24 protein-coding genes are annotated in these 26,739 nt (G+C 71.3%); 15 read left to right on the forward strand and 9 right to left on the reverse strand.

Going from position 1 to position 26,739, the window contains the following annotated elements; translation table 11 throughout:
* The first annotated feature begins 144 nt into the window (after window positions 1–144).
* The 3 genes from xseA (at window position 145) to AQJ11_RS10440 (ending at window position 2,306) form a co-directional block, all read left to right on the forward strand.
* Window positions 145–1,353 carry an exodeoxyribonuclease VII large subunit gene (gene xseA / locus AQJ11_RS10430; RefSeq protein ID WP_041665988.1) on the forward strand — a complete coding sequence of 403 codons (1,209 nt, stop codon included), beginning with the start codon at window positions 145–147 and terminating at the stop codon, window positions 1,351–1,353.
* Complete coding sequence (locus AQJ11_RS10435) at window positions 1,350–1,580, forward strand: exodeoxyribonuclease VII small subunit (RefSeq protein WP_059262838.1); 231 nt, start codon at window positions 1,350–1,352, stop codon at window positions 1,578–1,580. Before xseA ends, AQJ11_RS10435 begins: the two co-directional genes overlap by 4 nt.
* 135 nt (window positions 1,581–1,715) lie before the next feature.
* Entirely contained in the window at window positions 1,716–2,306 is a 591-nt protein-coding gene (locus tag AQJ11_RS10440) for a malonic semialdehyde reductase (protein WP_014674707.1), read from the forward strand.
* A gap of 102 nt (window positions 2,307–2,408) precedes the next feature.
* Here AQJ11_RS10440 and AQJ11_RS10445 read toward each other — a convergent pair whose 3' ends face one another.
* Complete coding sequence (locus AQJ11_RS10445) at window positions 2,409–2,936, reverse strand: DUF4245 domain-containing protein (protein ID WP_041665477.1); 528 nt, start codon at window positions 2,934–2,936, stop codon at window positions 2,409–2,411.
* Between the two features lie 127 nt (window positions 2,937–3,063).
* Between AQJ11_RS10445 and glpX the strand changes: the two genes are divergently transcribed.
* Entirely contained in the window at window positions 3,064–4,098 is a 1,035-nt protein-coding gene (gene glpX, locus AQJ11_RS10450; protein WP_058081744.1) for a class II fructose-bisphosphatase, read from the forward strand.
* A 57-nt stretch (window positions 4,099–4,155) separates the two neighbouring features.
* On the opposite strand, the gene AQJ11_RS10455 is transcribed toward glpX, so the two are convergent.
* Both AQJ11_RS10455 and AQJ11_RS10460 read right to left on the reverse strand, forming a co-directional pair.
* Window positions 4,156–4,530: a WhiB family transcriptional regulator gene (locus AQJ11_RS10455; RefSeq protein ID WP_041665476.1), complete on the reverse strand. Its 375-nt coding sequence runs from the start codon at window positions 4,528–4,530 to the stop codon at window positions 4,156–4,158.
* 123 nt (window positions 4,531–4,653) lie between these two features.
* Window positions 4,654–5,343, reverse strand: coding sequence for a DUF1707 SHOCT-like domain-containing protein (locus AQJ11_RS10460; RefSeq protein WP_059262840.1), 690 nt, complete (start codon window positions 5,341–5,343; stop codon window positions 4,654–4,656).
* 145 nt (window positions 5,344–5,488) lie between these two features.
* On the opposite strand from AQJ11_RS10460, the gene AQJ11_RS10465 reads away from it, so the two are divergent.
* The 4 genes from AQJ11_RS10465 to AQJ11_RS10480 all read left to right on the forward strand — a co-directional run bounded on the left by AQJ11_RS10465 (window position 5,489) and on the right by AQJ11_RS10480 (window position 11,941).
* Window positions 5,489–7,180, forward strand: a complete 1,692-nt coding sequence (locus tag AQJ11_RS10465) for a fumarate hydratase (protein WP_058081742.1) — start codon at window positions 5,489–5,491, stop codon at window positions 7,178–7,180.
* Window positions 7,181–7,332: 152 nt separating this feature from the next.
* Window positions 7,333–8,718, forward strand: coding sequence for a class II fumarate hydratase (locus tag AQJ11_RS10470; RefSeq protein WP_014674701.1), 1,386 nt, complete (start codon window positions 7,333–7,335; stop codon window positions 8,716–8,718).
* 84 nt (window positions 8,719–8,802) lie between these two features.
* On the forward strand, window positions 8,803–9,492 hold the full coding sequence (gene fomD / locus AQJ11_RS10475; RefSeq protein WP_175252251.1) for a cytidylyl-2-hydroxypropylphosphonate hydrolase: 690 nt from the start codon (window positions 8,803–8,805) through the stop codon (window positions 9,490–9,492).
* A 325-nt stretch (window positions 9,493–9,817) separates the two neighbouring features.
* Complete coding sequence (locus AQJ11_RS10480) at window positions 9,818–11,941, forward strand: SpoIIE family protein phosphatase (RefSeq protein WP_014674699.1); 2,124 nt, start codon at window positions 9,818–9,820, stop codon at window positions 11,939–11,941.
* A 77-nt stretch (window positions 11,942–12,018) separates the two neighbouring features.
* On the opposite strand, the gene AQJ11_RS10485 is transcribed toward AQJ11_RS10480, so the two are convergent.
* A complete protein-coding gene (locus tag AQJ11_RS10485; protein ID WP_059262841.1) occupies window positions 12,019–14,358 on the reverse strand; it encodes a transglycosylase domain-containing protein in 2,340 nt (779 codons plus the stop codon).
* Between the two features lie 215 nt (window positions 14,359–14,573).
* Here AQJ11_RS10485 and AQJ11_RS10490 point away from each other — a divergent pair, with 215 nt between their 5' ends.
* The 5 genes from AQJ11_RS10490 to AQJ11_RS10510 all read left to right on the forward strand — a co-directional run bounded on the left by AQJ11_RS10490 (window position 14,574) and on the right by AQJ11_RS10510 (window position 19,385).
* Window positions 14,574–15,509, forward strand: coding sequence for an SPFH domain-containing protein (locus tag AQJ11_RS10490; RefSeq protein WP_059262843.1), 936 nt, complete (start codon window positions 14,574–14,576; stop codon window positions 15,507–15,509).
* Window positions 15,506–15,751, forward strand: coding sequence for a type II toxin-antitoxin system antitoxin (locus tag AQJ11_RS10495; protein WP_059262845.1), 246 nt, complete (start codon window positions 15,506–15,508; stop codon window positions 15,749–15,751). Before AQJ11_RS10490 ends, AQJ11_RS10495 begins: the two co-directional genes overlap by 4 nt.
* Before the next feature lie 93 nt (window positions 15,752–15,844).
* Window positions 15,845–16,372, forward strand: coding sequence for a PadR family transcriptional regulator (locus AQJ11_RS10500; RefSeq protein ID WP_014674694.1), 528 nt, complete (start codon window positions 15,845–15,847; stop codon window positions 16,370–16,372).
* A complete protein-coding gene (locus AQJ11_RS10505; protein WP_014674693.1) occupies window positions 16,369–17,058 on the forward strand; it encodes an ABC transporter ATP-binding protein in 690 nt (229 codons plus the stop codon). The genes AQJ11_RS10500 and AQJ11_RS10505 overlap by 4 nt, the downstream gene beginning before the upstream one ends.
* Window positions 17,055–19,385 carry an ABC transporter permease gene (locus AQJ11_RS10510; RefSeq protein ID WP_059262848.1) on the forward strand — a complete coding sequence of 777 codons (2,331 nt, stop codon included), beginning with the start codon at window positions 17,055–17,057 and terminating at the stop codon, window positions 19,383–19,385. Before AQJ11_RS10505 ends, AQJ11_RS10510 begins: the two co-directional genes overlap by 4 nt.
* Window positions 19,386–19,451: 66 nt before the next feature.
* On the opposite strand, the gene AQJ11_RS10515 is transcribed toward AQJ11_RS10510, so the two are convergent.
* Window positions 19,452–20,399, reverse strand: coding sequence for a LysR substrate-binding domain-containing protein (locus AQJ11_RS10515; RefSeq protein ID WP_063609144.1), 948 nt, complete (start codon window positions 20,397–20,399; stop codon window positions 19,452–19,454).
* A 132-nt stretch (window positions 20,400–20,531) separates the two neighbouring features.
* Here AQJ11_RS10515 and AQJ11_RS10520 point away from each other — a divergent pair, with 132 nt between their 5' ends.
* Together AQJ11_RS10520 and AQJ11_RS10525 are read left to right on the forward strand one after the other, a co-directional pair.
* Window positions 20,532–21,086, forward strand: coding sequence for a peroxiredoxin (locus AQJ11_RS10520; protein ID WP_014674690.1), 555 nt, complete (start codon window positions 20,532–20,534; stop codon window positions 21,084–21,086).
* Between the two features lie 3 nt (window positions 21,087–21,089).
* Window positions 21,090–21,623, forward strand: a complete 534-nt coding sequence (locus tag AQJ11_RS10525; protein WP_014674689.1) for an alkyl hydroperoxide reductase — start codon at window positions 21,090–21,092, stop codon at window positions 21,621–21,623.
* Window positions 21,624–21,644: 21 nt separating this feature from the next.
* Here the strand turns inward: AQJ11_RS10525 and AQJ11_RS10530 are convergent, their stop codons facing one another.
* The 4 genes from AQJ11_RS10530 to AQJ11_RS10545 form a co-directional block, all read right to left on the reverse strand.
* Entirely contained in the window at window positions 21,645–22,988 is a 1,344-nt protein-coding gene (locus tag AQJ11_RS10530; RefSeq protein WP_059262850.1) for an AI-2E family transporter, read from the reverse strand.
* 160 nt (window positions 22,989–23,148) lie between these two features.
* Entirely contained in the window at window positions 23,149–23,847 is a 699-nt protein-coding gene (locus AQJ11_RS10535) for an aggregation-promoting factor C-terminal-like domain-containing protein (RefSeq protein ID WP_450407099.1), read from the reverse strand.
* A gap of 407 nt (window positions 23,848–24,254) precedes the next feature.
* Complete coding sequence (locus AQJ11_RS10540; protein ID WP_014674686.1) at window positions 24,255–25,580, reverse strand: RNA 5'-3' helicase PhoH2; 1,326 nt, start codon at window positions 25,578–25,580, stop codon at window positions 24,255–24,257.
* Between the two features lie 348 nt (window positions 25,581–25,928).
* Window positions 25,929–26,702: an isoprenyl transferase gene (locus AQJ11_RS10545; protein ID WP_014674685.1), complete on the reverse strand. Its 774-nt coding sequence runs from the start codon at window positions 26,700–26,702 to the stop codon at window positions 25,929–25,931.
* Window positions 26,703–26,739 lie beyond the last annotated feature (37 nt).

Raw genomic sequence — 26,739 nt, forward strand, 5'->3', positions numbered from 1 at the left:
GGCGCGGTGCACACGCGGCCCACTGCGGCCCCAGGAGGCCGGGGAACCGCGCGCCCGGCCCCACACCCGCCCGCACCCGGCAACGCACCCGGCCCCCTACGGCGGGTAGCCGGACTGTCGGTGGCGGCCACTACGCTCGACGCCATGGCTGTGAACACGTCTCCCGAGACCCCCCTCCCCGTGGGCGAGGTCTCCCGGCTGATCGGCGGCTGGATCGACCGGCTCGGCGCGGTGTGGGTCGAGGGGCAGATCACGCAGCTGTCCCGCCGCCCCGGCGCCGGCGTCGTGTTCCTGACGCTGCGCGACCCGTCGTACGACATCTCCGTGAGCGTCACCTGCTACCGCCAGGTCTTCGACGCGGTCGCGGACGTCGTGGGCGAGGGCGCCCGGGTCGTCGTCCTGGCGAAGCCCGAGTGGTACGCCCCCCGCGGCCAGCTCTCCCTGCGCGCAGCCGAGATAAGGCCGGTCGGTGTCGGCGAGCTGCTGGCCCGGCTGGAGCAGCTGAAGAAGGCCCTCGCGGCCGAGGGCCTGTTCGCGCCGGAGCGGAAGAAGCCGCTGCCGTTCCTGCCGCAGCTCATCGGGCTGGTGTGCGGCCGGGCCTCCGCCGCGGAGCGGGACGTGCTGGAGAACGCCCGGCACCGCTGGCCCGCCGTCCGCTTCGAGGTGCGCAACGTCCCGGTGCAGGGCGTGCACGCGGTCCCGCAGGTCGTGCAGGCGGTGAAGGAGCTCGACGCGATCGACGAGGTGGACGTGATCATCGTCGCGCGCGGCGGTGGCAGTGTGGAGGACCTGCTGCCCTTCTCCGACGAGCAGCTGGTGCGGGCCGTGGCCGAGTGCCGTACGCCCGTGGTGTCCGCGATCGGGCACGAGCCGGACAACCCGCTGCTGGACCACGTCGCCGACCTGCGTGCCTCCACGCCGACCGACGCGGCGAAGAAGGTCGTGCCGGACGTCGGCGAGGAGCTGGAGCGGGTGCGGATGCTGCGGGACCGGGCGCGGCGCTGTGTGAACGCGTATCTGGAGCGGGAGGAGCGGGGGCTGGCGCACGCGCTGGCCCGTCCCTCGATGGAGGACCCGCACCGGATGATCGACGAGCGGGCCGACCATGTGGCCGCGCTCCTCGACCGGGGCCGGCGGACCCTGGGGCACCTGCTGGACCGCGCGGAATCGGAGCTGACGCACACGCACGCGCGCGTGGTGGCCCTCTCTCCCGCGGCGACGCTCCGGCGCGGTTACGCGGTGCTGCAACGGGCGGACGGGCACGTGGTGCGCGATCCGGCCGAGGTGTCGGCGGGCGAGGCGCTGCGTGCCCGTGTCGCCGAGGGTGAATTCACAGTGAAGGTGAGCGAATGACGAGCAAGGTGGACGAGGCGCTGTCGTACGAGCAGGCGCGTGACGAGCTGATCGAGGTCGTACGGCGGCTGGAGGCGGGCGGTACGTCGCTGGAGGAGTCCCTGGCGCTGTGGGAGCGCGGCGAGGAGCTGGCCAAGGTGTGCCGGCGCTGGCTGGAGGGGGCCCGGGCCCGGCTGGACGCGGCGCTGGCCGAGGAGGAAGGGGAGGCGGAGGGGGACGGCGGGTAGGGGGTGCGGGGCCCGGGTGTGAAGCGAGTCACCGCACCCCCGATTTAGTTGAAGGTTAAACCTCACTTGTCGTAGGGTCGGTGACGTCAGCCGGTCCGGCGCCCCGGGCCGGACGCGCCCCCGAGGAAAGTCACCATGTCTCTCGTTCTTGACCCCGCCGCCCAGGACCTGCTGTTCCGCGAGGCCCGTACCGCGAACACCTTCACCGACGAGCCGGTGACCGAGGAGCAGGTGCAGGCGATCTACGACCTGGTCAAGTACGGCCCCACCGCCTTCAACCAGACCCCGCTGCGCATCACCCTGGTCCGTTCGGCCGAGGCCCGTGAGCGCCTGGTGCAGCACATGGCCGAGGGCAACCGGGCCAAGACCGCCGCCGCCCCGCTGGTCGCGATCCTCTCCGCGGACAACGAGTTCCACGAGGAGCTGCCGGCCCTGTTCCCGGCCTTCCCGCAGGCCAAGGACGTCTTCTTCGCCGAGCGCCCGGCCCGCGAGGGCTCCGCCACGCTGAACGCCGCGCTCCAGGCCGCCTACTTCATCGTCGGCGTCCGCGCCGCCGGCCTCGCCGCCGGCCCGATGACCGGCTTCGACCACGAGGGCGTCCGCAAGGAGTTCCTGGACGACGACCACACCCCGCTGATGGTCGTCAACATCGGCAAGCCGGGCCCGGACGCCTGGTACCCGCGCTCCCCGCGCCTGGCCTACGAGGACGTCGTCACGACCGTCTGAGCCGCGCGGACACGGACAGGAGCCCCCGCGGAGCATGCGAAGAGGCCCCCGGCACCGCCGGGGGCCTCTTCGCGTGTCCTCGTACGCGCGCGGACCGGACGGTCATCCCGTCTTCAGCGCCGCCGCCATCGTCCTCAGCTCCTCGGGGGAGCCGGTGCCGGCCACCACCGTCGTGGAGCCGGGCGTGTCCTTGAGCACCAGGGCGTCGTACCGGCCGCCGCTGTAGCGGGTCCAGGTACGGCCGCCGATCTCCTCGGTCCGCTCGGTCGCCGACGCGCCCTGGCTGGCCTGGTCGATGAAGTCGGCGGGCTTCTGCGTGGACTGCTCGACCTGGACGTACTGGCCGTCCGGGGTCTGGAAGCCGAGGTGCCAGCGGTCGGACTTCTCGCCCTGGAAGCGTACGGAGGTCGCCTTCCAGGTGCTCGGCAGGCCCTCGGGCGCGGCCACCGGGTAGCTCGCCGCCCGGCGGGCCGTGATCAGCTCGACCCGGTAGTCGACCCGCTTGAGCTCGGGAGCGTGATCGTCGTGCGGGATGGCGATGAAGTAGACGACCAATCCCGCGATAGCGATCACGACCAGGGAGAGGATCATGTCCCGGGCCGTCTTCTGCCTGCCGTTCGTACCTGCCACGCCCCCTATCGTCGCAGGTGCCCCAAGCGCTCATCCGTGGGGTCCCCTGCTCATTTTGTCTGCTCAACGATAGAGTCGGGTCCAAGACCCTCATCCGGCCGTCGTCGTATCAGAAAGGTGCGCTCCGATGACCGAAAACCACCACCTGCCGTCCGAGCTGGACGTTCCCTCGGAGGCTCCCGACCGCAACCTCGCCCTGGAACTCGTCCGGGTGACCGAAGCCGCCGCGATGGCCGCGGGCCGCTGGGTCGGGCGCGGGGACAAGAACGGCGCCGACGGTGCCGCGGTGCGCGCCATGCGGACCCTGGTCTCCACCGTGTCGATGAACGGCGTGGTCGTCATCGGCGAGGGCGAGAAGGACGAGGCCCCGATGCTCTTCAACGGGGAGCACGTGGGCGACGGCACCGGTCCCGAGGTCGACATCGCCGTCGACCCGATCGACGGCACCACGCTGACGGCCAAGGGCATGCCGAACGCGATCGCCGTCCTCGCCGCCGCCGAGCGCGGGGCGATGTTCGACCCGTCCGCCGTGTTCTACATGGACAAGCTGGTCACCGGCCCCGAGGCGGCGGACTTCGTCGACATCGACGCGCCCGTCGCGGTGAACATCCGGCGGATCGCCAAGGCCAAGCGGTCCTCGCCGGAGGACGTGACGGTCGTCATCCTCGACCGGCCGCGGCACGAGAATCTGATCCGCGAGGTCCGGGAGGCCGGCGCGCGCATCAAGCTGATCTCCGACGGCGACGTGGCCGGCTCGGTCTACGCGCTGCGCGAGGGCACCGGCGTCGACCTGCTGCTCGGCATCGGCGGCACCCCGGAGGGCATCATCTCGGCCTGTGCCGTGAAGTGCCTGGGCGGGACCATCCAGGGCAAGCTGTGGCCGAAGGACGACGAGGAGCGGCAGCGGGCGATCGACGCGGGGCACGATCTGGACCGGGTGCTCACGACGGACGACCTGGTGTCCGGGGAGAACGTGTTCTTCGTCGCCACCGGGATCACCGACGGGGAGTTGCTGCGGGGGGTCCGGTACCGGTCGGAGACCGCGCTGACCGAGTCGATCGTGATGCGGTCGAAGTCGGGGACGGTGCGCAGGATCTTCTCCGAGCACCGGCTGAGCAAGCTGCGGGCCTACAGCGCCATCGACTTCGACCGGGCCAAGTAAGGCCGCCCGCGCGGGAAGCGCCCTCGGTGCGGAGAGGGCGCTCCTCGTCCGGGTGTCTCAGCCCGCCATGCGGTCCGCCGACGCCCGCGCCGCCTTCTTCAGTTCCAGCTCCCTGCGGCGGCGCCTGGCCAGGACCACTCGGCGTTCGGCCGCCGTGAGGCCGCCCCAGACGCCGTAGGGCTCGGGCTGGAGGAGGGCGTGTTCCCGGCACTCGACCATGACCGGACAGCGGGAGCAGACCCGCTTGGCCGCCTCTTCGCGGGACAGCCGGGCGGCGGTCGGTTCCTTCGACGGGGCGAAGAACAGGCCGGCCTCGTCGCGCCGGCACACCGCCTCGGTGTGCCAGGGGGCGTCTTGGTCCCTGTCCCGCGTCGGCACCCGCTGGGCCGGAACGGCAGCGACCTGCAGGGACGAATGCGGCGGTTGCAGCACGGTCTACTCCTGACGACGGCTTCGCGAGCGAGAGACGATGCAGCAAGGCCTACCCGCTGTGCGCGCGCCTATGCACAGCGTTCCCCACCGTAGGCGCGCGGCGCGGGCGTGCACGCCCCCGGGTCAGTGCCCCAGGTGTTTGCGCAGCTTGCGGTCCACCTTGTCCTGGACGCGTTCGAGGATGTCCGCCACCCGCCTGCCCCGCTTGGGCCGCGCCTCCACGTTGCCGAGGACGGCCCAGCCGTCGACGTAGACCACCGGCGCGTCGGAGTCGACGGAGTCCAGCGGGCTCACCTCGAAGTTGCCGAGCACGCCGCCGCCGGTGCCGCGCAGCGAGATGTTCTCCGGGACGCGGATCTGGACGTCGCCGAAGACGGAGACCGCCTTGATGACCACCTGCTGGTACTCGAAGATCGCCTCGCTGAGGTCGATCTCGACGCTGCCGAAGACGGCGTACGCGTGCAGCCGGCGTCCGGCCCGCCAGCGGCCCCGGCGCATGGCGCTGCTGAACACCGCCACCACGTTCGCGTCGGCCTCCACCGGGATCGCGCCCGGGGTGGGCCGGGGCGGCACCGGCGTGTAGGCGGGGGCGGCGGGGCGGTGGTGGCCGGCGGGCAGGTCCCGGATGAAGACCTCCAGCTCACCCACCGTCTTGGCGTGCAGCACCCCGTCCACGCGCTCGGCGTGCTCGTCGGCGGTCAGCCGGCCCTCGGCCAGGGCCTCGCGGAGGATGTCGGCGACCCGGTCGCGGTCGGCGTCGGAGGCGCGCAGCTCGGTGGCGGGGGTGGGTGCGGTGTGCTTCTGAAGGTCCACGAGGGCAGCGTACCCACACACGATAGATCGCGACACCCCCGACTGAGCCTTACCTCACAGGTTCGCCGCCTACGGCAGGTTCTACGCTGGGCAGGCCCGCCAGCGTCGGCGGGCGGCCGTCCGTCAGAGTGAGGAATGGGCTGAGATGCCGCGTACTTCCCCCCCGCCCCGCCCAGCGTTCGAGTACACAGATCTGCTCCCCCAGGGCGAGGACACCACCCCGTACCGGTTGGTGACCTCCGAGGGTGTCTCCACGGTCGAGGGGCCCGACGGGCGGACGTTCCTCAAGGTGGAGCCGGAGGCGCTGCGCAAGCTGGCCGAGGAGGCCATCCACGACATCCAGCACTACCTGCGCCCGGCCCACCTCGCCCAGCTCCGCCGGATCATCGACGACCCGGAGGCGTCGGGCAACGACAAGTTCGTCGCGCTCGACCTGCTGAAGAACGCGAACATCGCGGCGGCCGGCGTGCTGCCCATGTGCCAGGACACCGGCACGGCGATCGTCATGGGCAAGCGCGGCCAGAACGTGCTGACGGCCGGCGAGGACGAGAAGCACCTGTCCCACGGCATCTACGACGCCTACACCAAGCTGAACCTGCGCTACTCGCAGATGGCTCCGCTCACCATGTGGGAGGAGAAGAACACCGGCTCCAACCTGCCGGCCCAGATCGAGCTGTACGCCACCGACGGCGGCGCCTACAAGTTCCTGTTCATGGCGAAGGGCGGCGGCAGCGCCAACAAGTCCTTCCTGTACCAGGAGACGAAGGCCGTCCTGAACGAGGCCTCCATGATGAAGTTCCTGGAGGAGAAGATCCGCTCGCTCGGCACGGCCGCCTGCCCGCCGTACCACCTGGCGATCGTCGTCGGCGGCACCAGCGCCGAGTACGCGCTGAAGACCGCGAAGTACGCCTCCGCGCACTACCTGGACACCCTGCCGGCCGAGGGGTCGCCGCTCGGCCACGGCTTCCGGGACAAGGAGCTGGAGGAGAAGGTCTTCGAGCTGACCCAGAAGATCGGCATCGGCGCGCAGTTCGGCGGCAAGTACTTCTGCCACGACGTCCGCGTGGTCCGCCTGCCCCGGCACGGCGCGTCCTGCCCGGTCGCCATCGCCGTCTCCTGCTCCGCCGACCGCCAGGCGGTCGCGAAGATCACCGCCGAGGGCGTCTTCCTGGAGCAGCTGGAGACCGACCCGGCGCGCTTCCTGCCGGACACCACGGACGAGCACCTGGAAGAGGGCGACGTCGTCAGGATCGACCTCAACCAGCCGATGGACACGATCCTCGCCGAGCTGACCAAGTACCCGGTCAAGACGCGGCTGTCGCTGTCCGGCCCGCTGGTCGTGGCCCGGGACATCGCCCACGCCAAGATCAAGGAGCGGCTGGACGCGGGCGAGGAGATGCCGCAGTACCTCAAGGACCACCCGGTGTACTACGCCGGCCCGGCGAAGACGCCCGAGGGCTACGCCTCCGGTTCCTTCGGCCCGACCACGGCCGGCCGCATGGACTCCTACGTGGAGCAGTTCCAGGCGGCGGGCGGCTCCAAGGTGATGCTCGCCAAGGGCAACCGCAGCAAGCAGGTCACCGACGCGTGTGCCGCCCACGGCGGTTTCTACCTCGGCTCCATCGGCGGCCCGGCCGCCCGTCTCGCCCAGGACTGCATCAAGAAGGTGGAGGTCCTGGAGTACGAGGAGCTGGGCATGGAGGCGGTCTGGAAGATCGAGGTCGAGGACTTCCCGGCGTTCATCGTGGTGGACGACAAGGGGAACGACTTCTTCACCGACCCGGCCCCGCAGCCGACGTTCACGAGCATTCCGGTACGGGGTCCCGGTCTGGGCTGACCCCCTCCTGCCGTCGCCCCCGGGACCGGTCCCGGCCCCGGGGGCGACGGAGCACGGGCGCCGCGGCGGGCCCTGACCCGTCATCAGCGGGCCGGCCACCCGTCCGGCCCAGTTCCCGGAACATTCCGGTCCCCGCGACCGCTGTACGGGACATGAGCGAATACCGCATCGAACACGACTCCATGGGCGAGGTCCGGGTCCCGGCCCACGCCAAGTGGCGGGCCCAGACGCAGCGTGCCGTGGAGAACTTCCCGGTCTCCGGACAGCGCATCGAGCGGGCGCACATCGAGGCGCTGGCCCGCATCAAGGCGGCGGCGGCGAAGGTGAACGCCGAGCTGGGCGTGCTGGACAAGGAGGTCGCGCAGGCGATCCAGGACGCGGCCGGCGAGGTCGCCGCGGGGAAGTGGGACGAGCACTTCCCGGTGGACGTGTTCCAGACGGGTTCGGGGACCTCGTCCAACATGAACACCAACGAGGTCATCGCGACGCTGGCGACCGAGCGGCTCGGCCGGGACGTGCACCCCAACGACCACGTGAACGCCTCGCAGTCGTCCAACGACGTCTTCCCGTCGTCCATCCACATCGCGGCCACCGCGGCCGTCACCCACGACCTGATCCCGGCCCTGGAGCACCTCGCCGCCTCCCTGGAGCGCAAGTCCGAGGAGTTCGCGGACGTGGTGAAGTCGGGGCGGACGCACCTGATGGACGCGACGCCGGTGACGCTCGGGCAGGAGTTCGGCGGGTACGCGGCCCAGGTGCGGTACGGCGTCGAGCGGCTCCGGGCCTCCCTCCCGCGCCTCGCCGAGCTCCCGCTGGGCGGCACGGCCGTCGGCACCGGCATCAACACCCCGCCCGGGTTCTCCGCCGCCGTCATCGAGGAGGTCGCCCGGGTGACCGGGCTGCCGCTGACCGAGGCCCGCGACCACTTCGAGGCGCAGGGCGCCCGGGACGGCGTCGTGGAGACCAGCGGACAGCTCAGGACCATCGCGGTCGGCCTGACGAAGATCGCCAACGATCTGCGCTGGATGTCCTCCGGGCCGCGCACCGGTCTCGCCGAGATCCGGCTGCCCGACCTCCAGCCCGGCTCCTCGATCATGCCGGGCAAGGTGAACCCGGTGGTCCCGGAGGCCGTGCTGATGGTCGCCGCGCAGGTCGTCGGGAACGACGCCACCATCGCCACCGCGGGCGCCGCAGGCAACTTCGAACTGAACGTCATGCTCCCGGTCATCGCCAAGAACGTCCTGGAGTCGGTCCGGCTGCTCGCCAACGTCTCGCGGCTGCTGGCCGACCGGACCGTCGACGGCATCACCGCCGACCGCGAACGCGCCCGCGAGTACGCCGAGTCGTCCCCGTCGGTGGTGACCCCGCTGAACAAGTACATCGGGTACGAGGAGGCCGCGAAGGTCGCCAAGAAGTCCCTCGCCGAGCGCAAGACGATCCGTCAAGTCGTCCTGGAGAGCGGGTACGTGGAGCGCGGCGACCTGACACTGGAGCAGCTGGACGAGGCGCTGGATGTCCTGCGGATGACGCGCCCGTAACCGGGAGCGAACCATTCCGGCCACCCGGGTACCGCCGTGACCCGCGCCGCAGCGTCGTGTGCCCGTGGCACCTAATATCTGTGCATGACGGACGACGGAGCGATGACACGAGTGGCGGCGGGACCGGCGACCTACTGGACCCCGGGGACGCACATCCTGTGGCGCTACCGGGCGAACGGCGGCGAGCGGTACCACATCGCGCGGCCGGTCACCGTCGTACGCGACGACGCGGACCTGCTGGCGGTGTGGCTGGCCCCCGGCACCGAGTGCGTGAAGCCGGTCCTGGCCGACGGCACGCCCGTGCACCTGGAGCCGCTGGAGTCCCGGTACACCAAGCCGCGCACGGTCCAGCGGGACCGCTGGTTCGGCACGGGCGTGCTGAAGCTGGCCCAGCCCGGCCGGCCCTGGTCGGTGTGGCTGTTCTGGGAGCCGGGCTGGCGGTTCAAGAACTGGTACGTGAACCTGGAGGAGCCGCTGGTCCGGTGGGCGGGCGGGGTGGACTCCGAGGACCACTTCCTGGACATCTCCGTGCAGCCGGACCGCAGTTGGCACTGGCGTGACGAGGACGAGTTCGCGCAGGCCCAGCGGGACGGGCTGATGGACGCGGCGACCGCCGAGCAGGTGCGGGCGGCCGGCCGGGAGGCGGTGGAGGTGATCCGCGCGTGGGGGCCGCCGTTCGGCGACGGCTGGCCGCGCTGGCGCCCGGACCCGTCCTGGACGGTCCCTCCCCTCCCCGAGGACTGGGACCGCACACCCGCGCGCGTATCCTCGTGAGACCCTTGATAGGCCCCCAGGCAAGAAACGTAGGATCGTCCTCCGCAGGGGCGTAGAAGAGCAACTTCCGGGGCATGCGCCGGGCTTGACCGATCGTCACCGAGGGGCGGCAGGACGTGAGCGAGGGGTACCAGGGCACCACCACGAAGGCGTGCGGCGACCGGGCCGCCGGCCGCGCGGATCTCGCCACCGGCACAGCGGCCGCCCGCGACACGGCGGAAATTCCGTTCCTGGGGCACGTATTGCGGGTATCGGGAAGTCGGCGGGACCAACTGCGCGCCCGGCGTACCCGGCGCACAGCCCCGGACGGATGGATGCGACACGCGTGACGGAGCAGCCCACCTCCTTCGAACGCCCCCAGCCGGGCGTCGACCCCGCGGAGTCCCGCGGGGCGCTCCTGCGTACCCAGCAGCAGCCCCAGAAGCCTCCGGCGCAGCTCGGCGATCCGGCCTTGCCCGTACAGGCCCGGGCGGACGGAACGCCGTCCGGACCGGGCACCGCCCCACCCTGCGGCAAGGGGAAGGAACCCGCGCTCGGCCAGGGGAAGGAGCCCCCAGTCAACGGCCCCGAGCACGCCCAGCCCGCCGGCACCGAACCCGACTCCCACCGCCCGCGTCCCGCGCCGGAGGGCATCCCGGCCCAGCCCGGCGCCGAGCAGGAGCGGTCGCCGGGCGGTCAGGAACGCCGTACCGGGCAGGCCCTGCCGCCGGGGCGGCCGATGCCCATGCGGCGCGACGGGGACCGGCTCAGGTTCGTGGGCGCGGCCACCCGGCGGATCGCCCGCGGGCTCGACCTCGACGAGATCGTCATGGGGCTGTGCCGGGCCACCGTGCCGACGTTCTCCGACGCGATACTGGTCTACCTGCGCGAGCCGCTGCCGGTCGGCGACGAGCGGCCCAGCGGTCCGGTGGTGCTGCGGCTGCGCCGTACCGACCGGATACCCGCGGAGCGGGACACCGACGGGGTGCTGCTGCCGCCGGCGTTCGAGCCGGAGCCGGAGCCGTCCGTGCTGTCGGACCTGTCGGCGCTCACCACCGAGCTGTGCGAGGTGCGGCCGGGCGGCGCGCTGAACGAGGTGCTGCGCGGGGTGCGCCCGGTGTTCGCCGACGCGCCCGCCGCCCGGGACGCGCTGCCCGAACTGCTCGGCGAGGGCGGTGAGGCGGTCGTACCGGGTGAGCGGCACGCGATCCTCGCGCCGCTGCGCGGCCGGCGCCGGGTGATCGGCGCGGCCCTGTTCCTGCGCCGCCCGGACCGGCTCGCGTTCGAGGCGGACGATCTGCTGGTGGCCGCGCAGCTGGCCACGCACAGCGCGCTCGGCATCGACAAGGCGGTGCTGTACGGCCGCGAGGCGTACATCGCCGACGAGTTGCAGCGCACCATGCTGCCCGAGACGCTGCCCCGGCCGACCGGTGTCCGGCTGGCCTCCCGCTATCTGCCGGCGGCGGAGACCGCGCGGGTCGGCGGCGACTGGTACGACGCGATCCCGCTGCCGGGCAGCCGGGTGGCGCTGGTCGTCGGCGATGTGATGGGCCACTCGATGACCTCGGCGGCGATCATGGGCCAGCTGCGCACCACCGCGCAGACGCTGGCCGGGCTCGACCTGCCGCCGCAGGAGGTGCTGCACCACCTGGACGAGCAGGCGCAGCGCCTGGGCACCGACCGCATGGCGACCTGCCTGTACGCGGTCTACGACCCGGTGACGCACCGCATCACGATCGCCAACGCCGGTCATCCGCCGCCCGTGCTGCTGCACCTGGGCGGCCACGCCGAGGTGCTGCGGGTGCCGTCGGGCGCGCCGATCGGGGTCGGCGGGGTCGACTTCGAGGCGGTGGAGCTGGAGGCGCCCGCCGGAGGGACCCTGCTGCTGTACACCGACGGCCTGGTGGAGTCCCGGCTGCGGGACGTGTGGACCGGCATAGAGCAGTTGCGGGAGAAGCTGGCCGCGACCGCGCGGCTGACCGGCCCGGACCATCCGCCGCCGCTGGAAGCGCTGTGCGACGAGGTGCTGGACATGCTCGGCCCGGGCGACCGGGACGACGACATCGCGCTGCTCGCCGCCCGCTTCGACGGGATCGCGCCGAGCGATGTCGCCTACTGGACGCTGGAGCCGGAGGACTCCGCCCCGGGCCAGGCCCGCCGGCTGGCCCGGCGCGCGCTCGCCCGCTGGGACCTGGAGGAGCTGACGGACTCGGTGGAGCTGCTGGTCAGCGAGGTCGTGACGAACGCCGTGCGGTACGCGTCGCGGCCGGTGACGCTGCGGCTGCTGCGCACGGACGTGCTGCGCTGCGAGGTCGGCGACGACGTGCCGCAGCTGCCGCGGCTGCGGCAGGCACGGGCCACGGACGAGGGCGGGCGCGGCCTGTACCTGGTCAACCGGCTGGCCCGGCGCTGGGGCGCGACCCGGCTGAGCACCGGCAAGGTGGTGTGGTTCGAGCTGAACCGCGGCTGAACGGCTGCGGAACCCCGCGACGTGCGAAAGGGCGCCCGGTGTGACCGGGCGCCCTTCGTCGTGTCCTGTCGTTAAGGCTACGGGACGTTCTGCGGGTCGAGCGGGTTCTCCGGGCTGATCGACGTCGTCGGCGGCGGGCTCGTCGGCGTCTGGCTCGGGGTCTGGGTGGGCGTCTGGCTGGGGGTCTGGGACGGCGTCTGCGACGGCGTCTCGGTCGGCGTCTCGGACGTCGGCGGGGCGCTGGTCGGCGTCTGCGACGGCGTCTGGGTCGGGGTGTGCGTCCAGGTCGGCGTCTCGGTCGGCTCGACGGCCGCGCCCTGCGTGGTGTTCAGGTCGAACGAGGCCTTGCTGGTGACGCCGAAGGTGTACGCGGCCCAGATCTGCGCCGGGTAGCCGCCGCCGTTGATCCGGCCGGGCGGCGGGAGCAGGCCGGTCGCGCCCTTCATGGAGACGTGGGCCTTGGTCTTCGGGTCCTCGCCGAACAGGCCGACGGAGGTGACCAGGGTCGGCGTGTAGCCGGTGAACCAGGCCGACTTGTTCTCGTCGGAGGTACCGGTCTTGCCCGCCACCTGCTGGCCGTCGCGCAGCGGGTTGTTCGCCACGGACCGCTTGGCCGTACCGTCGTCGACCACGCCGGTGAGCACCGAGGTGACCGTGTCGGCGGCCGTGCGGCTGATCACCGAGCCGCCGACCGGGTTCGGCATGTCGACCGTGCGGCCCTTGTTCTCCGCGGACTTGATGAGCGTCGGGGTCACCTTGTAGCCGTGGTTGGCGAAGGTGGCGTAGATCCCGGCCATCTCCAGCGGGCTGGCGCCCATGGAGCCGAGGGTCTGGGCGGGCACCGCCTGCATGCCCTTGGTGTTCATGCCGAGCTTGCCCGCCGTGCTCATGACCTTGTCCATGCCGACGTCCACGCCCATCTGGGCGAAGACGGAGTTGACGGACTTGTTCATCGCCTGCTGCACGGTGATCTTGTCGTAGTCGACGTCGTCCTCGTTCGGCGGGGCGAAGCCGACCTTGACGCCGTGGTCCAGGACCTGGCGGCGGCTGGTGCCGTCGTAGACGGTGCTCGCGGTGATCGGCTTGCCGTCCTGCGTGGTGGCGTTCTGCTCCAGCGCGGCGGCGAGGATGACCGGCTTGAACGTGGACGCCGGCTGGTAGTCCCGGCGGACGGCGTTGTCGAAGTAGTGCTTGTAGTAGTCCTGGCCGCCGTAGAGCGCGACGATCCTGCCCGTCTTGGGGTCGACGGAGACGGCGCCGGCCTGGATGGCGCCGTCGACCTTGCGCTTCTTCGGGTCGAGCTTGCCGGTCAGCTGGGTCTTGACGGCCTTCTCCAGCGCGGCCTGCTTCTTCCGGTCGATGTTGAGGGTGATGGTCCAGCCCTTGTCGACGACGGCGTTCTCCGCCTGGGACTGGGTCAGGCCCTCCTGCGCCATGAGCTGCTGCTCCAGCTGCTGGTTGGCGAGTTCGACCAGGTAGCCCTTCTGCCCGCCGAGGCCCGGGGCGCCCTTGGGCTCCTTCGGGTAGGGGAAGTGCAGGGCGTCCCGGTCGCTCTTGGAGAGCCAGCCCTCCTCGACCATGTTGTCCAGGACGTAGTTCCAGCGCTGCATGACCAGCCGCTTGCCGGTCTTGGTGGCGACGGCCCAGTCGTACTGGCTGGGGGCCTGGAGCAGCGCGGCGAGGTAGGCGCCCTGCGCGACGTCGAGGTCCTCGGCGTCGACGTGGTAGTAGGCCTGGGCGGCGGCCTGGATGCCGTAGGCGTTGCGGCCGTAGTAGCTGGTGTTGATGTAGCCGGCGAGGATGTCGTCCTTGGACTTCTCGCGGTCCACCTTGAGCGAGATGACCAGTTCCTTCAGCTTGCGCGTGACGGTCTGGTCCTGGTTCAGGTAGTAGTTCTTGACGTACTGCTGGGTGATCGTGGAGCCGCCCTGCTTGCCCTTGCCGGACAGCGTGTTGATCAGGCCGCGTGCGGTGCCGCGCAGGTCGACGCCGGAGTCGTGGTAGAAGCTCTTGTTCTCGGCGGCGACGAAGGTGAGCTGGACCTTGCGGGGCACCTTGGACAGGTCGACGATCTCGCGGTTGACCTCGCCCTTGCGGGCCAGGATCGTTCCGTCGCTGAACTTGTAGACGTTGCTCTGCTGCTGGGCGGCCGCGTTGCCCTGGGGGATGTCCACGTACAGGTACAGGCCGATGAAGCCCAGGATGCCGAGCAGGCACACGCCGAAGAAGGTCCCGAGGATCTTCTTCCAGCCGAAGATCCGGCGTATGAGGCTCTTGGCGGGCTTGCCGGACGCGGGCCCGCCGCCGGAGGCGCCGGACGCGGTGGCTGCCGAGGGCGTGGGCGCGGAGCGGCGGCGCTTGGGTGCCGCGCGGTGGCCGCCGCGCTGTCGCGCTCGTCTCTCTTCCGCTCGTCCCATGGGTCCCTACGCTCGCTTCCGTCTCGGGGTCAGCTCCGAAAGCTAACACCCCTCTATATGACAAAGGGCGTCCGATCCGTTCTTTTACGGACGTGAGAATCAGCACCCGCCCCATCGGAACCGACGACTGTCACTGGTCCAGGGTTGCTCGGCGGCGTAAAGTGATAACAGTTTGCTAGAAGAAAGCTAGGCACTACGACAACCGGGGGTCCCCTATGTCCATATCCGAGCCGGCCGCCACCGCCGACGTCCCCGAGATGCCCGCGCCAGGGGTGCGGGAGTTCACCGCCCACAGCATCGGCGGCGGACTCGCCCTGCTGCTCGGGCTGATCGGGCTCGGCGCCGCGGTCGCGCTGTTCGCGGCCTCCGCGGCGGACTCCGCCGGCGGGGCCGAGGGCGGGCTCGTCGTCGCCGGGGTCGTCGTCCTGCTGGCGTCCGCCATCGCGATGCGCGGGCTGAACACGGTCGCGCCGGGCGAGGCCCGGGTCGTCCAGCTCTTCGGGCGCTACCGGGGCACGGTCCGGCAGGACGGCCTGCGCTGGGTGAACCCCTTCACCTCCCGGACCCGGATCTCCACCCGGGTGCGCAACCACGAGACCGCCGTGCTGAAGGTCAACGACGCCTACGGCAACCCGATCGAGCTGGCCGCGGTCGTGGTGTGGAAGGTCCAGGACACCGCACAGGCCACCTTCGAGGTGGACGACTTCGCCGAGTTCGTCGCCACCCAGACCGAGACGGCCGTGCGGCACATCGCCATCGAGTACCCGTACGACGCCCACGAGGAGGACGGCCTGTCGCTGCGCGGCAACGCCGAGGAGATCACCGAGAAGCTGGCCGTCGAACTCCAGGCACGGGTGGAGGCGGCCGGGGTGCGGATCATCGAGTCCCGCTTCACACATCTCGCGTACGCTCCCGAGATCGCCTCGGCGATGCTCCAGCGGCAGCAGGCGGGCGCGGTCGTCGCGGCCCGCCGGCAGATCGTGGACGGCGCGGTCGGCATGGTCGAGGCGGCGCTGGCCCGGATCGCGGACGCGGACATCGTGGAGCTGGACGAGGAACGGAAGGCGGCGATGGTGTCGAACCTGATGGTGGTGCTGTGCGGGGACCGGGCCCCCCAGCCGGTCCTCAACACGGGGACGCTCTACCAGTGACGGACCCGGTGAAGGACCCTTCGGGGACCCCGAAGCGCCGGCCGCGGCAGCGCAAGCAGGTGCTGCTGCGGCTGGACCCGCTGGTGTACGAGGCACTGGCCCGGTGGGCCGGGGACGAGCTGCGGTCGGCGAACGCGCAGATCGAGTTCCTGCTGCGGCGCGCCCTTGCGGAGGCGGGGCGCCTGCCGAAGGACACCGGACCGCTGCCGCGGCGGGGCCGGCCGCCTGTGTCGGAACCGTGACAATCGGCCCCCACCTGCGGGGCCGTACCGCCCGCCACACTCCCTGCACGGCGCGTATACACCCCGCGTATACACCGTGTGTAGAGTGCTGTCATGTCCATCGGTCACACCCTTCTGGGACTCCTGGAGTCCGGCCCGCGCCACGGCTACGACCTCAAGCGGGCCTTCGACGAGAAGTTCGGTCACGACCGGCCGCTGCACTACGGCCAGGTCTACTCCACGATGTCCCGGCTGCTGAAGCACGGCCTCGTGGAAGTCGACGGGATCGAGGCAGGCGGCGGCCCCGAGCGCAAGCGGTACGCCATCACCGACGCCGGCGTCACCGACGTCGAGCACTGGCTCGCCACCCCGGAGAAGCCGGAGGAGTACCTCCAGTCGACCCTCTACACCAAGGTCGTCCTCGCCCTGCTCACCCACCGCGACGCGACCGACATCCTCGACACGCAGCGGGCCGAACACCTGCGCAGCATGCGGATCCTGACCGACCGCAAGCGCAAGGGCGACCTTGCGGACCAGCTGATCTGCGACCACGCCCTGTTCCACCTGGAGGCCGACCTGCGCTGGCTGGAACTGACCGCCGCGCGCCTCGACAAGCTCCGCGCGGAGGTGGTGGCCAAGTGACTCCCCCGCCCGGCACCCTGCTCGCCGCCGAGAACCTGCGCAAGTCCTACGGCCCCACGGTCGCGCTCGACGGCGCCGCGTTCTCCATCCACCCCGGCGAGGTCGTCGCCGTCATGGGCCCCTCCGGCTCCGGCAAGTCCACGCTGCTGCACTGCCTGGCCGGCATCGTGCCGCCCGACTCCGGCTCCATCACCTACGACGGCCGCGAACTGGCCGGCATGAGCGACGCCGGGCGCAGCGCCTTGCGCCGCAGCGAGTTCGGCTTCGTCTTCCAGTTCGGGCAGCTCGTCCCGGAGCTGACCTGCGTGGAGAACGTGGCGCTGCCGCTGCGGCTGAACGGCACGTCCCGCAAGGAGGCCGAGCGGGCCGCGCTGAGCTGGATGGAGCGCCTGGAGGTGGACGACCTCAAGGGCAAGCGGCCCGGCGAGGTCTCCGGCGGCCAGGGCCAGCGGGTCGCGGTGGCGCGGGCGCTGGTCACCGGGCCCCGGGTGCTGTTCGCCGACGAGCCGACCGGCGCGCTCGACTCCCTCAACGGCGAACGCGTGATGGAGCTGCTGACCGACGCGGCCCGCTCCACCAACGCCGCCGTGGTCCTGGTCACGCACGAGGCGCGGGTGGCCGCCTACTCCGACCGCGAGATCGTCGTACGCGACGGCAGGTCCCGTGACATGGAGCGCGCCATATGAACGTCCGGCAGTGGTGCAGGGACCTGGGCATGGGGGCCAGGTTCGCCGTCACCGGCGGACGCGAGGGCTGGGTCCGGATGCTGCTGACGGCGGTCGGCGTCGGCCTGGGCGTGGCCCTGCTGCTGCTGACGACGGCGCTGCCGAACGTGCTGACGGCCCGGCACCAGCGCGAAGAGGCCCGCCAGGACCTCACCTACAACGCGGCCGTGCCGCCCAGGGGCGAGAACACCGTGCTGGTCGGCACGACCGACACCGAGTGGCACTCCAGGGACATCCGGGGCCGGCTGCTGGAGCCCGAGGGCGCGCGGGCGCCGCTGCCGCCCGGCGTCGGCCGCTTCCCGGCAAAGGGCGAGATGGTGGTCTCGCCCGCGCTGAAGGAACTGCTCTCCTCGGACGGGGGCAAGCTCCTGCGGGAGCGGCTGCCGTTCCGGATCACCGGCACGATCGGCGAACCCGGGCTGATCGGCCCGCACGAACTGGCCTACTACGCCGGTGCCGAGGGCCTGAAGGTGGCCAAGGACAGCTCGCGGGTGGTGCGGCTGACCGCGTTCGGCGATCCGCACCCGACGACCGAGCGCACCGACCCGGTGCTCATCCTGATGACCCTGGTCGTGTTCGTCGCCCTGCTGACACCGGTCGCCGTCTTCATCGCCGCGGCCGTACGGTTCGGCGGCGAGCGGCGCGACCGCAGGCTGGCCGCGCTGCGGCTGGTGGGCTCCGACAGCCGGATGACCCGCCGGATCGCGGCGGGCGAGGCGCTGGCCGGGTCACTGCTCGGACTGGCCGTCGGCACGGTGTTCTTCCTGATCGGACGGCAGGCGGCGGGCTCGGTGGAGGTCAGGGGGGAAAGCTTCTTCCCCAGCTACCTCGACCCCTCCCCCGCACTGGCCGCGCTGGTCGCGGTGGCGGTCCCGGCGGCGGCGGTGCTGGTGACGCTGTTCGCCATGCGCGGGGTGGTCGTGGAACCGCTCGGCGTGGTGCGCACGGCCAAGCAGGCCCGGCGGCGCCTGTGGTGGCGGCTGCTGCTGCCGCTGGCGGGCCTCGCGATGCTGTACCCGATGATCGGCCAGGGCCGCTCGCACGGCGACTTCAACCAGTACCTCGTCACCGGCGGTGTGCTGCTGGTCCTGGTCGGCGTCACCGCGCTGCTGCCCTGGCTGGTGGAGGCGTTCGTCACCCGGCTCGGCGCGGGCTCGGTCTCCTGGCAACTGGCGGTACGACGGCTCCAGTTGAGCAGCGGTACGGCCGCCCGCATGGTCAACGGCATCGCGGTGGCGGTGGCCGGGGCGATCGCGTTGCAGATGCTGTTCGCGGGCCTGGAGGGCCAGTACACCAAGGACACCGGCCGCGATCCCCACCGGGCCTCGATGGAGGTCGACCTGTCGGACCGCTCCCGGCTGCCGCAGGCCGCCGCCGAGCTGGCCCGCACCAAGGGGGTGCGGGCGTCGGTGGCCCTCTCCCACGGCGGACTCGGCGACAAGCGCCGCGACCCCGGCACCACGGCGAGCCTCACCGTCGGCGACTGCGCCGCGCTGCGCGAACTGGTCCGCCTGCCGTCCTGCCGGGACGGTGACGTCTTCGTCCTGCCCAGTACGGCCGACGACGCCGCCACGCGGGCCTTCATGCGGCCGGGCCGGCACGGCTTCATCGACTCCACCTACTCCGGCGAGCGCGGGCGGGAGATCCCCTGGACGGTGCCGGCCCATCTGCGGCAGGTGACCGCCCGCAAGGACTCGCTCCGGTCCGACGTCACCGGTCTGCTGCTGACCCCGTCCGCGCTGCCCGCCGGGGCCGGGTCGACGCTGTACCACGAGGTCTTCGTCCGCCTCGACCTGTCCGTGCCGTACGCGGACGAGTACGTGCGGAACACGGCCGCACGGGTGGACCGCCTCGCCAGTGCCTGGCGTTGGACGACGACCGTCCAGTCCGACCAGTACGCCTCCCTGCGCACCGGACTGTTCCTCGGCGCGGTCTGTGTGCTGGCGCTGATCGGGGCGAGCCTGCTGGTCTCCCAGCTGGAGCAGTTGCGCGAGCGGCGCAAGCTGCTGTCGTCCCTGCTCGCCTTCGGCACCCGGCGCCGCACACTCGGCCTGTCGGTGCTGTGGCAGACGGCCGTGCCGATCGCGCTCGGTCTGCTGCTGGCCGCGGCGGTGGGCCTGACCCTCGGTGCGGTCCTGCTGAAGCTGGCGGCGACCCCGGTCTCCGTCGACTGGGCGAGCGTGCTGTCCCTGACCGGCGCCGGCGCGGCGGTGGTCCTCGCGGTCACCGTGCTGAGCCTGCCGCCACTGATGAGGATGATGCGGCCGGAGGGCCTGCGTACCGAGTGAGCCCCGTCGACCGGCCGCGGCGCCGTCGTGGCTGGTCGCGCGGTTCCCCGCGCCCCTACCGGGCGCTCACCCCGCCAGCACCCTCACGGGCAGTGCCCGCAACGCCTCCCGCAGGGCGCCCGCCAGCTCCGCGTACTCCGCGGAGCGCGCCGCGCCGGCGCGCATCGCGAACGCGACCCGGCGGCTCGGGGCGGGATCGGCGAAGTACCCGGTCAGCAGGTGGCTGCTGCGGGTGGTCTCCAGCTTCAGCGCGGTGCGTGGGAGCAGCGTGCAGCCGAGGCCGCCGGCCACGAGCTGGACCAGCGTGGACAGGCCGGCGGCCGTGGTGGTGACCGGCGCGTCCTCGCGGCCGGCCTCCCGGCAGATGTCCAGCGCCTGGTCGCGCAGGCAGTGACCCTCGTCCAGGAGGAGCAGGTTCAGCTCCTTCAACGCCTCGCGCGGGATGCCCTCCCGGCCGCCGAGCCAGTGGTCGAGCGGGGTGACGAGCACGAAGTCCTCGTCGAAGAGGGGGAGTTCCACGACTCCGGGGACGCCGAGCGGCACGGCCAGCAACAGCAGGTCGAGCCGCCCGGAGTTCAGGCCCTCGACCAGGTTGGCGGTCTGCTCCTCGTGCACCTGGAGGTCGAGGTGCGGGTAGCGGTCGTGGACGAGCCGCAGCACGGTCGGCAGCAGGTACGGAGCCACGGTGGGGATCACCCCGAGGCGCAGCGCGCCCGTGAAGGGCGCCCGGACCGCCTCGGCCTCCTCCATCAGCGCGCCCACCGCGTCCAGCACCGCCTTGGCCCGCACGGCCAGCCGCTCCCCCGCGGGCGAGAGCAGCACCTTGCGGGTCGTACGCTCAAGGAGGGTCACACCGAGGGTCTCCTCCAGGGTCGAGACCGCACCCGACAGGGCGGGCTGGCTCATCCCGATGGCCGCCGCCGCGTCCCGGAAGTGCAGGTGCTCGGCCACGGCGGCGAACGCCCGCAGCTGCGCCAGGCTCGGTTGCCTGCGTTTGCCGTTACTCACGGTCACTGATAATAACCTCCGATCAACCCGACCGAGTGTAGCTATTTCACTAATCAATGCACCCTGTGCCAACATCGACGACGTCCAACCCATGGGAAACACCCCAAAAGGGCAGCTTCTTCGCTGCAAGGAGAGCGTGTGCTCACTGTCGGTGACAAGTTCCCCGAGTTCGAACTGACCGCCTGCGTCTCGCTGGAGAAGGGCAAGGAGTTCGAGCAGATCCACCACAAGTCCTACGAGGGCAAGTGGCTCGTGGTCTTCGCCTGGCCCAAGGACTTCACGTTCGTGTGCCCGACCGAGATCGCCGCGTTCGGGAAGCTGAACGACGAGTTCGCCGACCGCGACGCCCAGATCCTCGGCTTCTCGGGTGACTCCGAGTTCGTCCACCACGCCTGGCGCAAGGACCACCCGGACCTGACCGACCTGCCGTTCCCGATGATGGCGGACTCCAAGCACGAGCTGATGCGCGACCTCGGCATCGAGGGCGAGGACGGCTTCGCGCAGCGCGCCGTCTTCATCGTCGACCCGAACCACGAGATCCAGTTCACGATGGTCACCGCCGGTTCCGTGGGCCGCAACCCCAAGGAGGTCCTGCGGGTCCTGGACGCCCTCCAGACCGACGAGCTGTGCCCGTGCAACTGGACCAAGGGCGAGCAGACCCTCGACCCGGTCGCGCTGCTGGCTGGTGAGTGACCCGTGTCGCTCGACTCCCTGAAGTCCCGTATCCCGGACTACGCCAAGGACCTGAAGCTCAACCTGGGCTCGGTCATCGGCAACTCGGAGCTGCCGGCCCAGCAGCTGTGGGGCACGGTGCTGGCGACCGCCATCGCCTCCCGTTCCCCGATCGTGCTGCGTGAGCTGGAGCCGGAGGCGAAGGCGAACCTCTCGCCGGAGGCGTACCAGGCCGCCAAGTCGGCCGCCGCCATCATGGCGATGAACAACGTCTTCTACCGCACCCGGCACCTGCTGTCCGACCACGAGTACGGCACCCTGCGCGCGGGCCTGCGGATGAACGTCATCGGCAACCCGGGCGTGGAGAAGGTCGACTTCGAGCTCTGGTCGTTCGCGGTCTCCGCGATCAACGGCTGCGGCATGTGCCTGGACTCGCACGAGCAGGTGCTGCGCAAGGCCGGCGTGGAGCGCGAGACCGTCCAGGAGGCGTTCAAGATCGCTTCCGTGGTGCAGGCGGTCGGCGTCACCCTCGACGCCGAGGCCGTGCTGGCCGAATAGGCCGTACGTCGAGGACCCCGCTCACCCCTGGTGGGCGGGGTCCTCCGCGTTCCGGTCCACCGGCTCTTCCACCGCCTCTTCCGCCTCTTCCACGGGCTCGGCGGGGGCGTCCTGCTGGACCTCCTGCGAATACTGCCGCAGGTACCCCACCACCGTGTTCGTCACCGCCACCAGTGGTACGGCCACCACCGCGCCGCCGATGCCGGCCACCATGCCGCCGGCGGCCACGGTCAGGACGACCGCCAGCGGGTGGACCCGGACCGCGCGGCCCAGGATGAACGGCTGGAGGACGTGCCCCTCGATCTGCTGGACCGCGAGGACGACGACGAGAGTCATGACGGCCGTGAAGACGCCCTGGGTGACCAGCGCCACGATCACCGCGAGCGCGCCGGAGGCGACCGCGCCGACCAGCGGGATGAACGAGAACAGGAAGATGAAGACGGCCAACGGGACGGCCATCGGCACGTCCAGGAAGTAGATGCCGATGCCGATGAAGATGGCGTCGATGAGGGCGACCAGGACCGTGCCGCGCACGTAGGCCGTCAGGGTGCGCCAGGCGCGCGGGCCGGCGCCGGCCACGCCCGGGCGGGCGGCGGCGGGCACCAGCTTCAGGAACCACTGCCAGATGCGCTTGCCGTCGTAGAGCAGGAACAGCGTCGAGAAGAACACCAGCAGGATGCCGGTGAGGGCCTCCACGATGACCTGAACGCCCTCCAGACCGGCGGACGTTATCTGGTCGGCGTTGGCCCCGATCGCCTCCCGGAGGTTCTTGGCGATCTGGTTGATCTGCTTGTCGGTGACGTGGAACGGGCTCTTCAGCAGCCAGTTGCGCAGGTCGTCGATACCGCTCTGGATCTGGTTGGAGAGCGTGTCGATGTTCTCCATGACCTGCCAGGTCACGAACCAGCCCATCAGGCCGATGACGACGAAGCCGCTGATGGCGGTGAGCGCGGTGGCCGGGCCGCGCGGCACCCCGCGCCGGGTGAGCCGGGCGACCGTCGGCTGGAGCAGCGCGGTGACCAGCAGGGCGATGACGAAGGCGAACACCACGAGCTGGATGGCGCTGATGACCCGCATCAGCACCCAGACCGTGCCGGCCAGCACCAGCAGCCGCCAGCCCGCCTCGGCGGCGACCCGGACGCCCCACGGCACCGCTTCGGCCGGATCGGGGCGGGGACCGGACCGCGCCGCGGGCCGGCGGACGGGCGGAGCCGTGGCGGCGGGCGCGTCGTCCGGCCCCGGACCGGCGGGCTCGGCGGGCTCGTCGTGCTCCTTCTCCACCTCGGCGCGGCGCTCGTCCAGGCGCTCGCTCATCTCGGTGAGACCGGCCCCCAGCCGGCCGAGCCACCCTGGCACTCGCGACATGATCCGTCCTCTTCCCCCGCGTCCTCGGGTGCTCGCCACCACTCCCCCGCTGGAGTCGTTCGGATACGACCGTACAGGGCGAAAGCCCCTCCCCTGAGGACGGGGAGGGGCTGCGCGGGGTTGAGAGAGCACCGGCGCAGGGGCTGCGCCGGCGGGACGCTCAGTACCAGTGGTTGGCCTGCCAGAACGACCAGGCCTGGCAGGGGCTGCCGTACCGGCTGTTCATGTAGTTGAGGCCCCACTTGATCTGGGTGGCCGGGTTGGTCTGCCAGTCGGCGCCCACGGAGGACATCTTGGAGCCGGGCAGGGCCTGGAAGAGACCGTAGGCACCGGAGGAGGCGTTCACCGCGCGGTAGTTCCAGCTGGACTCGTGGTCCACGATGTTGCTGAAGCACTGGAACTGGCCGCCGCCCACCATCTGGCGCGCCATCGCCTGGATCTGCGCAACGGTGTAGCTGCCCTGGACCGGGAAGCTGGAGGAGTCGCGGACGTCGGTCCCACGGCTGGCCGCGGCCTTCGCCTCGGCGCGCTCCTTCGCCTCCTTGGCCGCCTTCTCGGCGAGCTCCTTCTTGGCGATCGCGGTCTCGGCGGCGGCCTTGCGGGCCGCTTCCTCGGCGTCCTTCTTGGCGCTGACGTCCGCGGCGATGGCCTGTGCGTCGGCCTGCTGCGTCAGGGACGCGGTCTGCACCTGCGCCTGCTGACCCGCGGGTATGTCGGCGAGGAGCGTGGTGTCGGCTGCCGTCGCCTCGGCGTCGTTGGTCTGCGCGGTGCTGCCCGAGGCAACGCCGACGACGCTTCCGACAGCGGTGACCGCGGTGGCGGAGGCCACTGCGAATCCCCGGACCGAAATCCGGCTCACACGGTTTCCTTCCAGCATCGCCCGCTTCGGTGACCCTGGCGGACGCGATCGTGCCCCTGACACTGGCCTCCCAACTGCGGGGTCACGGAGGCACGGGCCCGGTGGGCAACTCCCCCGGAGGGAGCGCCGTGTGGTGCTCGGGCGGCATACGACGAACTCTATGGAGTTGGTGGTGCTGAGGTGGTGTCGTACCGCTGGGGGTACGGCTGTGTCGTATGCGGGGCCTGACAGGAACGAGACTCTGCCGTAACCGGACGCCGCGTGGCAATTCTGCGTTGCGTGTGAAAGCTCACATCCTGTTTGACCCTGGGGATTTCAGGAAAACTCCACGCACGAAGGCGCCGCCCGGCTAGGCTCGTGGCCTTTACCGGACGGCGCCAACAGCGGTCAGCCGCACGTCAGATGCGTCAGATGTGCCCGTCCTCCAGCATTTCGGTCACAAGTGCCGCAATCTGGGACCTCTCGGAACGCGTCAGCGTCACGTGCGCGAAGAGCGGGTGCCCCTTCAGCTTCTCCACCACGGCGACCACACCGTCGTAGCGGCCTACGCGCAGATTGTCCCGCTGTGCCACGTCATGCGTGAGAACGACACGGGAATTCGCGCCGATCCGGGACAGAACAGTCAGCAGGACGTTCTTCTCCAGGGACTGCGCCTCGTCCACGATCACGAACGCGTCGTGCAGCGAGCGCCCGCGGATGTGGGTGAGCGGGAGCACCTCCAGCATCCCGCGCGCGGTGACCTCCTCGATGACCTCCCGGCTGGTGACCGCCGACAGGGTGTCGAAGACGGCCTGGGCCCACGGGCTCATCTTCTCCGCCTCGGTGCCCGGCAGATAGCCCAGCTCCTGCCCGCCGACCGCGTACAGCGGCCGGAACACCATCACCTTCTGGTGCTGGCGGCGCTCCAGGACCGCCTCCAGGCCCGCGCACAGCGCCAGCGCCGACTTGCCGGTGCCGGCCCGGCCGCCCATCGAGACGATGCCGACGTCCGGGTCGAGCAGCAGGTCGAGGGCGATGCGCTGCTCGGCGCTGCGGCCCTTGATGCCGAACGCCTCCCGGTCGCCGCGCACCAGCCGGACGTTGCCCTCGGCGGTGACCCGGCCGAGCGCCTTGCCGCGCTCGGACTGGATGGTCAGGCCGGTGTGCACGGGGAGGTCGGCCGCCTCCGGGACGTACACGTGCCCTTCCTCGAAGAGGACGTCCACCTGCTCGCCCGGCAGGGTGAGTTCGGTCATCCCGGTCCAGCCGGAGTTCTCCGTGATGGCCAGTTCGGCCCGGTACTCCTCGGCGAGGAGGCCGACCGAGGATGCCTTGATCCTCAGCGGCAGGTCCTTCGACACGACGGTGACGTCGAACCCCTCGGCCTGGAGGTTCCGGGCCACCGCGAGGATGCGCGAGTCGTTGTCCCCCAGGCGGTAGCCGGTGGGCAGCACGCTGGGGTCCGAGTGGTTGAGCTCGACCCGGACCGTCCCGCCCAGTTCCCCGATCGGGATGGGGGCGTCGAGGCGACCGTGCTTCACCCGGTAGTCGTCCAGCAGGCGCAGCGCCTGGCGGGCGAAGTAGCCGAGCTCCGGATGGTGCCGCTTGGCCTCCAGCTCCGTGACCACCACGATGGGGAGCACGACCTCGTGCTCGTCGAAGCGGGCCAGGGCGTTCGGGTCGGCCAGCAGGACGCTGGTGTCGAGAACATACGTGCGCCGGTCGGGCTTGTGGCGCTTTGTGCTGGTCACCACGGAAGAACGTACCCCCTCGGATGAGGTCGGGGAGCGACGAAGTGATGCTGGACCGGTGTCCGGCCCCCGCGCACGGCGGGCCGTGAACCGGCCCTCCGCGGCTGCTTCCGTGCGGTGGCCGCACGGTCGGGCTGGTGCAAAGGGCCTCCCGGGCGGGCGACCCCGTGCCGCCCGCTGAGATCCGACACCCGTGGTTCGGGCGTCGACCTGCTTGGTCTATGCCCTCGATGATGCGCGGCCATGCAAATGCGGCCACCGGCGCGCTGGTGAACTCCTCGTTACGTTCCCGCCAATCGGGGTAAACGACGACGCCCCGTCACCGAGTGGCGACGGGGCGGGGCCGGCGGGTCAGCCGCCGTAGCGGCGGTGACGTGCGGCGTAGTCGCGCAGGGCGCGCAGGAAGTCGACCTTCCGGAAGGCCGGCCAGAAGACCTCGCAGAAGTAGTACTCCGAATGGGCGGTCTGCCAGAGCATGAATCCGGACAACCGCTGTTCCCCGCTGGTGCGGATCACCAGGTCCGGGTCGGGCTGGGCGCCGGTGTACAGGTGACGGCCGATCATGTCGATGTCCACGGACTCGGCGAGGTCCTCCATGGACACACCCTTGTCCTGCGCGTCGAGCAGCATGGAGCGCACGGCGTCGGCGATCTCCTGCCGGCCGCCGTACCCGATGGCCACGTTGACGAGTATCCCGTCGATGTGGGCGGTGGCCTCCTCGGCCTCCTTCAGGGCCGTCTGCATCTGCGCGGGCAGCAGGTCCATCGTGCCGACGTGGTGCACCCGCCAGCGGCCGTCCGCGGCGAGGGTGCGCACGACGTCCTCGATGATGCCGAGCAGGGGGACGAGTTCCTCCTGCGGCCGGTCGAAGTTGTCGGTGGACAGCAGCCACAGGGTGACGACCTCGACGTCGGTCTCGGTGCACCAGCCGAGGAACTCCTCGATCTTCTCGGCACCGGCCCGGTGCCCGTGGACGGTGCTGGAGCCGGACGCCTTCGCCCAGCGGCGGTTGCCGTCCATGATGACGCCGATGTGCTTGGGCACCTGAGCGTGGTCCAGGTGGCCTTCCACCCGGCGTGCGTAGAGCCTGACGAGCAGACCGCGCAGCTTGTCGCGCAGGTTCACGTGACCCTCCGGGGGTTGGGCGCGGGGGATGGGGTGC

Origin of the sequence: Streptomyces corchorusii, from assembly GCF_001514055.1 — a bacterium.
Classification (GTDB): Bacteria; Actinomycetota; Actinomycetes; order Streptomycetales; family Streptomycetaceae; genus Streptomyces; species Streptomyces olivaceoviridis.